General features: G+C 65.3%; 7 protein-coding genes. 2 read left to right on the top strand and 5 right to left on the bottom strand.

Annotation, left to right across the window (positions count from 1 at the left end):
* The 4 genes from ppdK to AC16JP_RS07885 all read right to left on the bottom strand — a co-directional run.
* The coding region (ppdK, locus tag AC16JP_RS07900; protein ID WP_484340068.1) for a pyruvate, phosphate dikinase at positions 1–2,093 on the bottom strand (2,093 nt) is incomplete at its 3' end.
* A 5-nt stretch (positions 2,094–2,098) separates the two neighbouring features.
* Entirely contained in the window at positions 2,099–4,183 is a 2,085-nt protein-coding gene (glyS, locus tag AC16JP_RS07895; RefSeq protein WP_484340067.1) for a glycine--tRNA ligase subunit beta, read from the bottom strand.
* Complete coding sequence (locus tag AC16JP_RS07890; protein WP_484340066.1) at positions 4,176–5,051, bottom strand: glycine--tRNA ligase subunit alpha; 876 nt, start codon at positions 5,049–5,051, stop codon at positions 4,176–4,178. The genes glyS and AC16JP_RS07890 overlap by 8 nt, the downstream gene beginning before the upstream one ends.
* A gap of 133 nt (positions 5,052–5,184) precedes the next feature.
* Entirely contained in the window at positions 5,185–5,835 is a 651-nt protein-coding gene (locus AC16JP_RS07885) for a PEPxxWA-CTERM sorting domain-containing protein (protein WP_484340065.1), read from the bottom strand.
* 305 nt (positions 5,836–6,140) lie between these two features.
* Between AC16JP_RS07885 and AC16JP_RS07880 the strand changes: the two genes are divergently transcribed.
* Positions 6,141–7,604 (top strand): acyl-CoA synthetase, encoded by a 1,464-nt coding sequence (locus tag AC16JP_RS07880; protein ID WP_484340064.1) that lies wholly within the window; start codon positions 6,141–6,143, stop codon positions 7,602–7,604.
* A 2-nt stretch (positions 7,605–7,606) separates the two neighbouring features.
* Positions 7,607–8,554, top strand: coding sequence for a TraB/GumN family protein (locus AC16JP_RS07875; protein ID WP_484340063.1), 948 nt, complete (start codon positions 7,607–7,609; stop codon positions 8,552–8,554).
* Positions 8,555–8,609: 55 nt separating this feature from the next.
* On the opposite strand, the gene AC16JP_RS07870 is transcribed toward AC16JP_RS07875, so the two are convergent.
* Positions 8,610–9,347 (bottom strand): THxN family PEP-CTERM protein (locus AC16JP_RS07870; RefSeq protein WP_484340062.1); only part of this gene is annotated, 738 nt, incomplete at its 5' end.

Here is a 9,347-nt window from a genome sequence, read left to right as displayed (position 1 = left end):
ATGGCGCGCGCCTGCATCTCGATGATTTCAGGGTAGGCGATCAGCAGCCGGCAGCCGCGATGCCCCAGCATCGGGTTCGATTCATGCAGTTCGGCGACCCGGCGGCGGACGGCCGAAACCGCCATGCCCGTCGCATCGGCGACTTCCTGCATCTCGGCGTCGCGCGTCGGCAGAAACTCATGCAGCGGCGGATCGAGCAACCGGATCGTCACCGGCCGCTCGCCCATGATGGCGAAGATCTGCGCAAAATCCGAACGCTGGGCGGGCAGAAGCTGCTCCAGCGCGGCGCGGCGGCCAGAGACGTCGGGCGACAGGATCATTGCCCGCACATGCACGATGCGCTCGTGGCCGAAGAACATATGTTCGGTGCGGGCAAGGCCGATCCCCTCGGCGCCGAAGCGATTGGCGGTCGTGCAGTCCTCGGGCGTTTCGGCGTTTGCGCGCACCTTCATGCGCCGGTGCACATCGGCCCAGCCCATCAGCCGCGCGAAATCCCCCGACAGTTCCGGCTCGACGGTGGCGACCCGCCCCAGCATGACTTCGCCGCTGGCACCGTCCAGCGTCAGGATCGTTCCTTCGGGCCAGGATTTCGCGCCGACCTTCAGCGTCCGGCTTTCCAGATCGATGGAAACCGTGCCCGCGCCCGACACGCAGGGCCGCCCCATGCCGCGCGCGACGACTGCGGCATGGCTGGTCATGCCGCCGCGCGCCGTCAGGATACCGCGCGATGCATGCATCCCGGCGATGTCTTCGGGCGAAGTCTCGACTCGAGCCAGAATCACATCCTCGCCGCGCGCCGCGCGCTCGGCAGCGGTTTCACTGTCGAGCACCAGCGCCCCCGACGCCGCACCCGGCGACGCCGGCAGCCCGACGGCGATGATGTCGCGCGGAGCCGCCGGATCGAGCGTCGGGTGCAGAAGCTGGTCGAGGATCGCCGGATCGACGCGCAGGATCGCCTCGTCGCTGGTGATCAGCCCTTCGTCGACCATGTCGCAGGCCATCTTCAGCGCGGCTTTCGCGGTGCGCTTGCCGGTGCGCGTCTGCAACAGCCACAACCGCCCTTCCTGCACCGTGAATTCGATGTCCTGGCAGTCGCGGTAGTGGTTTTCCAGCCGGTCGAACATCTGCGCCAGCTCGGCGAACACCTCCGGCATCGCCTCTTCCATCGAGAGGCCTCTGGCGCCCGCCTCCTCGCGGGCGGAGCGGGTGAGGTAATGCGGCGTGCGGATCCCGGCGACCACGTCCTCGCCCTGCGCGTTCACCAGATACTCGCCGTAATAGCGCCGTTCGCCGCTGGCGGGGTCGCGCGTGAAGGCGACGCCCGTCGCCGACGTGTCGCCCATGTTGCCGAACACCATCGCCTGCACGGTGACGGCGGTGCCCCAGTTTTCGGGAATGTCGTTCAGGCGCCGATATACCGCCGCCCGTTCGGAACGCCACGAACCGAACACCGCCGCGACTGCACCTTCCAGTTGCTCGCGCGGGTCTTGCGGGAAGGCATCGCCGCGCGCCTTCAGGACGATCTGCTGGTATTCGCCGACAAGCCGTTTCAAGTCATCGGCCTGAAGCTCGGTGTCGAGCGTCGCGCCGCGATCGTCCTTCATCAGTTCCAGCGCATCCTCGAACAGATAATGGTCGAGACCGAGCACCACATCGGAATACATCTGGATGAAGCGGCGATAGCTGTCCCATGCGAAGCGCGGATTGCCCGAACGCGCCGCCAGCGCTTCGACGGTGCGGTCGTTCAGACCAAGGTTCAGCACCGTATCCATCATCCCGGGCATCGACACCCGCGCGCCCGAACGCACCGAGACCAGCAGCGGATTGTCGATGCTGCCAAAGCCCATGCCCGACACCGCCTCGACATGCGCCAACCCGTCGGCCAGCGCCGCCTTCAGATCATCGGGCAGCCGCCCGCCCGCCTGATAATAGCGCGCACAAAGCGGGGTCGGGATCACGAACCCCGGCGGCACCGGCAAGCCGATCGCGGCCATTTCCGCCAGATTGGCGCCTTTGCCGCCCAGATGCGCCTTGCCAAGCGCATGGGCTGCCGGTGCGTTGCCGCCAAAGGCGACGAGCAGGCGATCTGGCATTTTCGCTATCCTTCGATCTTCGAGAAATCCGCAACCCTGTGCATCACTTCGCGGATACCGGCCAGCAGCCCAAGGCGGCGGGCGCGCACATCGGCGACATCGGCGTTCACCGTCACATCGTCGAAAAAGCGGTCGACTGGCGCGCGCAGCGTTGCCAGCAGCTTCATCGCTCCGGCGAAATCTTCGCGTTGCAGCAACTGCCCGGCTTCCGCAGAGAGGCCGGCGCCCGTCGATGCGGGCGCAGGCACGAACAGCCGGGCAAGGTCCTGCTCGGCCTCGTCCAGTTCGGCTTTGTCCAGCGATCCGGCCTGCAACGCCGCAAGGTCGGGCGAATAGGTTTTCGCATCCTTCTTTTCCTCGGCCCGCAGGATGTTCACCGCGCGCCGATACCCGGCGATCAGATTGCGGCCATCCTCGGTTTCGACGAAGGCCTGCAACGCCCGCACCCGTGCCAGCAGGCGTACCATGTCGTCCTCGTCGCCAAGCGCGAACACGGCGTCGATCAGGTCGTGGCGAACGCCTGCCTCGCGCTGCTGCACCTTCAGCCTGTCGGCCAGGAAAGCGATCAGTTCGGAAGGGTCGGCAGCGCCGGCCGCCTGCAGAACCGGCCGCAGCGCGATCCTGCGCCCACCCGACACGATCATGTCCAGAATGCCAAGCGCCGCGCGGCGCAGCGCGAACGGATCCTTGGAACCGGTCGGCCGGATGCCCGCGCCAAAGAAACTGACCAGCGTATCCAGCCGGTCGGCCAGCGCGACGGCTACCGCCACATCCCCTTGCGGAGACGCCGCATAGTGCTGCTTCAGCGCCGACACCACCGCCTGGTCCTCGCCCTGCGCATCGGCAAGATAGCCGCCGATCACGCCTTGCAGTTCCGGAAACTCGCCAACGGTGCCGGTCGTCAGGTCGGCCTTGGCAAGCCGCGCCGCCCGCTCGACGATCGCCGGATCGGTGGCGGGGAAATGGCGTTCGGCCAGCAGGCGGGCAAGCCGCGCCACACGATCGACCTTGGCCGCCATGGTGCCCAGCTTTTCGTGGAACACGATATCGCCCAGCTTTTCGCCAAAGCCTTGCAGCGGCTTCGCGCGGTCCTGCTCCCAGAAGAAGCGGGCGTCGGCCAGACGCGCGGAAAGCACCCGCTCGTTTCCGGCCACGATCGCCCGGCCGCCATCGGGCGCCAGCAGATTGGCGACACATACGAACGCCGGCGCAAGCTTGCCCGCCTCGTCCTCGACCGCGAAATATTTCTGGTTGGTCGCCATCGTAAGCTGGATGATTTCCGGCGGGACTTGCAGGAACACCGGATCGAACCGGCCCAGCAGCGGCACCGGCCATTCGGCAAGGCCTGCATTTTCAGCCTCCAGCGCTGCGTCGGCGCGCAGGTTCAGCCCGGCCTTGTGGGCCGCCGCCTCGGCACCGGTGCGCACAAGCGCCTGCCGCTCTCCGGCCGAGAGGACGACGAACGCCGCGTGCAGTTGCGCCGCATAGCTTTGCGGACTGTCGATCGAGATCGGATCCCGCCCGCCCATGAAACGGTGGCCGAAGGTTTCGCGCCCGGCCGCAAGGCCCAGCGCCTCGAACGGCACGACGGCATGATCGAGCAGCGCCACGATGCGCCTCAGCGGCCGCACCCAGCGCGGCGACGAGGTGCTGACGCTGGCCCTGCCCCAGCGCTGGCTTTTCGGCCACTGGAAGCCCGCGATCATCGCCGGCAGGCGCGCCGACAGGATTTCAGCGGTCGGGCGCCCCTCGGTCGCAAGGTTGGCGAACAGGAACACGCCCTTGCCGGTGTCGCGCTCGTGCAACTGGTCGCGCGTCAGGCCCGTCGATTTCAAGAAGCCGTCGATCGCCGCCTGCGGCGCGTCGGCGCGCGGGCCGCGACGTTCCTCGGCCACGGCCTGCGAACCGGCGGGCAGCCCGCGCGCAACAAGCGCCAGCCGCCGGGGGGTCGAGCGCACCTCGATCGCGGCGGCAGTCAGCCCGGATTCCCCCAGCAGCGCCTCGAACCGCTGCTGCAACTGCCCGGCGGCAGCCGCCTGCATACGGGCGGGGATCTCCTCGGAGAACAGTTCCAGCAGGAAGTCAGCCATTGGCCGCCTCCTTCTGAACCTGCAGGTCGGCGACCGCCTTCACAAGATCGCGCACGCGGCCGATATAGGCCTGACGTTCCGCAACCGAGATCACCCCGCGTGCATTGAGCAGGTTGAACTGGTGGCTCGCCTTGATCGCCTGATCATAGGCAGGAAGCGGCAGCCCGGCCTCGACCAGCGCGCGGCATTCCTCGGCGCTTTTGCGGAAGCCGTCGAACAGCGCGTCGGTGTTGGCCTGTTCGAAGTTGTAGGCCGAAAACTGGCGTTCGGCCTCAAGGAACACCTCGCCGTAGCTTAGTCCGTCGTTGTTGAACGGCAGGTCATACACATTCTCGACGCCCAGAATATACATCGCCAGCCGTTCGAGGCCGTAGGTGATCTCTCCGGCGACGGGGGCGCAGTCGTGCCCGCCCACCTGCTGGAAATAGGTGAACTGCGTCACCTCCATGCCGTTGCACCAGACTTCCCAGCCCAGCCCCCATGCGCCCAGCGTCGGGCTTTCCCAGTCGTCCTCGACGAAGCGGATGTCGTTGACGGCAAGGTCGATGCCGATCGCTTCGAGGCTTGCGAGATACTGCTCGATGATGTCGTCGGGCGAAGGCTTCAGGATCACCTGATACTGGTAATAATGCTGCAACCGGTTCGGATTTTCGCCATAGCGCCCGTCCGACGGGCGGCGGCTGGGCTGCACATAGGCGGCCTTCCACGGCTTCGGCCCCAGCGCCCGCAGCGTCGTCGCCGGGTGGAAGGTGCCCGCGCCCATTTCCATGTCGTAGGGTTGCAGAATGGCGCAGCCGCGTTCGCCCCAATAGGCGTGCAGCGCAAGGATGATGTCCTGCAGCGAGGCCGGTTTCTTGTTCTGTGTCACGGAACCGCGAGTTAGCGGTTGCAGCAGAAAAGGGAAAGGGGCCGGTGGCCGAAACGGGCGCCGCCCCGGAAAGCATGTTCCGGGGCGGCGTTGGTGAACCGTCAGTCCGCCGGATGGGCGGCCGATATCCCGATCAGTTGGATACCTGCACCGGCCTGCGGCGCAGACCGAAGCCGACCATGCCGAAGCCGGTGATCAGCATCATCCAGGTTGCCGGTTCCGGCACGACCCCGATCGTCAGGTTGTCGATGCCGAAGCTGCCGCTCCTCGAGTTGCCACCCCCCGGCCCGAACGCGATTTTGGCGATCGCCTTGTCCGAGGTGATGCCCCAGAAGCCTGCGCTGCCCGGCAATTGATAGAGCGCCGTGCTGCCGTTGCCGAATGTCACCAGCGCATCATAAAGGCCGCCGCTGTTGTAGCGGATGTCGAATCCGGCGCCATATACCCCGCCATCCACGGTGTAGCTGGTCGAGGTGAAGTCCAGCTTGAAGCTGCCGTTGCAGCCGGCGCAGTAATAGCCCATGCCGACGATGTTCAGATTGCTGAAGCCCGTCGTCTGGTATTTCGTCTGCCCGACGACCGCCGACATCGCCGCATCCGACAGGATGGCGAAACTGCCCGGATAGCCCAGTGCCGCCCCATAGGTGTCGGTGAAGTTCGATCCCAGTTGCGACTGGAACACCGAGCGGCTGGCGTGGATCATCGTTGCCGCATCGGCACGAAAGGCGATCTGCGTAGAGATGACGAGAGTCGACAGGAGCACGACGCGGCGTGCGACATTCATGTTCATCGGTTTGTTGCGACCTTGTTATCGTTGGCGCACCGATTTTCAGCACGGACCACCCGCGCGCGAATCGGATTGCGGTGAAAATATTGCACAATACTCACTTAGTAACAATATGGTTGATTTATATCAATTGACGATGCTGCGCACGGCCCTGCGGCATGCCCCATGTTTTTCACGGGCTGCCATTGCGCGCGTTGTGCTGCCACAACCGCTTCCTTACCTGAGGGACAGGATCGAGGGAGAACGGCGCGGTGCATCCATTCCATCATGCAGCATCAACCCCGGAGTTGCCGGCCATTATCATGGCAGGTTCCGGCGAAACCATGAGCTACGCCCGCCTCGAAGCGCGATCGAACCAGGCTGCGCAACTCTATCGGGCGGCCGGGCTGCAACGCGGCGACGTGCTGGCCATCTTTCTGGAAAACTGCCTGGATTTTCTACCGCTCTGCTGGGGGGCACAGCGCGCCGGGCTGATCTTCACCTGCATCTCCACCAAGCTGACCGCCGACGAAGCGGGCTACATCGTCAGGGACAGCGGCGCGAAACTGCTGATCGCGGGCGCCACGCTGGCGGCCGTGGCAAAGCACCTCCCCACCGTCGCGCACCGCTACAGCGTCGGCGGAGAGATCGCGGGATATGCGCCACTGGAACCGGCACTTGCAGCACAGCCCGAATCCCGCATCGGCGATGAAAGCGCCGGCCGCGACATGCTCTATTCCAGCGGCACGACCGGCCGCCCCAAGGGTGTGACCGGGCCGCTGCCCGATGGCCCGATCGACCAGATGGAAGCCCTGTCGGGCATGCTGGGGATGCTCTATCAGTTCGCGCCGGGGATGATCTATCTCTCGCCAGCGCCGCTCTATCATGCGGCGCCGCTGCGCTATTGCATGACGGTGCACAAGTTCGGCGGCACCGTGATCGTGATGGAGAAGTTCGACCCCGAACGCTATCTGCAACTGATCGAACGCTACAAGGTCACGCACAGCCAGGTCGTGCCGACCATGTTCGTGAAGATGCTGAAGCTGCCCGAAGCAGTGCGCAACCGCTACGACGTATCCAGCCTGAAGGCGGTGATCCACGCCGCCGCGCCCTGCCCGATCGCTGTCAAGGAACAGATGATCGACTGGTGGGGCCCGCGCATTTTCGAATATTATTCCGCCACCGAAGGCTCGGGCTTCACCGCCATCTCGCCGCAGGAATGGCTGGAGCGCAAAGGCTCGGTCGGGAAAAGCCTGCTGGGCGAAATCCGCATCCTTGACGACGACGGCAACCTGCTGCCTGCCGGCCGCGAGGGGCGCATCTATTTCCACGGCGGGCCGCCGGTTTCCTATCACAACGCCCCGGAAAAGACTGCTGAAGTGCAGGGCGAACATGGCGCCACCTTCGGCGACATCGGCTATGTCGATGATGCGGGCTATCTGTTCCTTACCGACCGCGCGAGCTACATGATCATTTCCGGCGGTGTGAACGTCTATCCGCAGGAAACCGAGAATATCCTGGTCATGCACCCGAAAGTGTCGGACGTCGCGGTGATCGGCGTCCCCAGCGAGGAACTGGGCGAGGAAGTGAAGGCTGTCGTCCAGCCGCGCGACTGGGCCGACGCCGGGCCAGCCCTCGCCGCCGAACTGATGGAGTTCGCGCGCAACCATCTTTCCCACATCAAATGCCCGCGCTCGATAGATTTCGATCCGGCCCTGCCGCGTCACGAAACCGGCAAGCTTTACAAAAGACTGGTGAAGGACCGCTATTGGCCCAAAGCAGGATGAGCATGAGCATGGCAGCGCTGGTGCGCGGCCTGCTGGCGCTGCTGCTTGCCTGCCTTGCACCGGCGGCACTTGCCGCGGCCGGGCAGGCGACGGCGCCCGCCCCGTATGTCCCGGCGCTCTGGCAGGTCAGTTCCGGCAAATCGACTGCGTGGCTTTTTGGAACGGTGCACGCGCTGCCGCGTGGCGTCGACTGGTTCGCCCCGCACGTCGCGCGCGCGCTCGACCAGTCGTCGATGCTGGTTCTTGAAACCGATATTCCGGATTCGCCTTCGGCGCTGGCGCCGGTGGTGATGCGGCTGTCGCGGCTGCCCTCGCCCCGGCCCGTTGCCGACCGGGTGCCTGAAAGCTGGCGCCCGGCGCTGAAGGCCGCGACCGAGCGGCTGAGGACGGGACCGATGGAATGGTCCGATACCTGGTTCATCGCCCTGACGCTGACCAACCTGCAATCCGAGCACGACGGGATTGATCCGCGCATTGGCGTCGAGCCGGTGCTGACCGAGCGCGCGCGGATGCAGGGCATCCCGGTGCGCGGACTGGAAACGCCGGAAGAGCAACTGACCAACTTCGATTCCCTGCCCGAAGCCGACCAGCAGATGCTGCTGGTGACCACCCTTGCCGACCTCGGCGATTCCAGAGCACGCATGGACCTGATGGTCGATGACTGGATGCACGGCCGAACCGATGCGCTGGCGCAGCGCGTCAATACCGAGTTCGAGCGCTCGCCGATGCTGCGGCGGCTGCTGGTCGAAGACCGCAACAGCCGTTGGGCCGACTGGCTGGCGCAGAAAATGCAAACCGATCCCGGCCCGATCTTTGTCGCGGTCGGCGCCGGGCATCTGGCCGGCAAAGGCAGCCTGATCGAAGAGCTGGAACGGCGCGGGCTGACGGTAAAGCGCATGAGCCCGGAACCGCCCCCGGCGGCGAAGCCCGGCAAAAAGCGGCGGCGCTGACAGGGACATGGACCGGCGGTTTGGCACCGCCGGCCCGCCTGTTGTCAGTGTCCGGTCAGCCCAGTTCGTGCCGTGGCTCCGCTTTGCGCCGTCTTGCCGACACCCCGATCAGCCCGAAACCGACGATCAGCGTCGCCCAGGTTGCCGGTTCCGGCACGCCTCCGGCTTCCGAGTAAAGCACCAGCTTGCCGCGCAGATAGGCTTCGTTGGTCTTCTTTTCGACGGTCAGGAAGTTCGTTGCCGGGTTGCCGCCCACAAGAAAGCCGAACACATCCAGCGCATATTCATAGCCGTCGATGGTGAAACCATCGGACTGCTGGTTGAAGTTCACCGTCACCTTGTCGGCGCAGCCGTTGATGTTGACGCCCTGATTGTTGGCGCCGCCATACGGGCATGGGTTCAGGCTGTTCGTCGTTTCGTCGTGGGTGAAACTATAGACGAACGTGACGTTCCCATAAGGATTTGAATCGACCAGAATATCCGTGTTGAACTTCAGTTTGATGCTGGTCAGCGACGTGCCGGTGATCGGGTTGTTGTGGTGCCGGAAGACACCGATGCTGGTTTCGGCGCTGCCGCCCGGCGGGCTGACACTGAGCGACGGGATCGCAATCGATTCGAAATCATAGCCCGACTGCCCCTGCCCCTGGCTGTTCCCCCATCGCACCTTGGCCGACGAGGTGCCGTTGCCGGTATAGGTGACACCGCCACCAGTGGTTACGGCATCGAACCATGTTGCCTTGATGTTGGTGAAATCGACGACAGCGGCAGACGCCGGCGTCGCAAATGCCGCAGC

This window comes from Sandaracinobacteroides sp. (assembly GCF_057137845.1).
The sequence above is the reverse complement of the archived record's forward strand: the minus strand, read 5'-3'. Positions and strand labels throughout refer to the sequence as shown.

Bases quoted from the DNA above. Each gene is read 5' to 3' on its own strand.
- glyS (WP_484340067.1), bottom strand. From the start codon at position 4,183: ATGGCTGACTTCCTGCTGGAACTGTTCTCCGAGGAGATCCCCGCCCGT.
- AC16JP_RS07885 (WP_484340065.1), bottom strand. From the start codon at position 5,835: ATGAATGTCGCACGCCGCGTCGTGCTCCTGTCGACTCTCGTCATCTCT.
- AC16JP_RS07880 (WP_484340064.1), top strand. From the start codon at position 6,141: ATGGCAGGTTCCGGCGAAACCATGAGCTACGCCCGCCTCGAAGCGCGA.
- AC16JP_RS07875 (WP_484340063.1), top strand. From the start codon at position 7,607: ATGAGCATGGCAGCGCTGGTGCGCGGCCTGCTGGCGCTGCTGCTTGCC.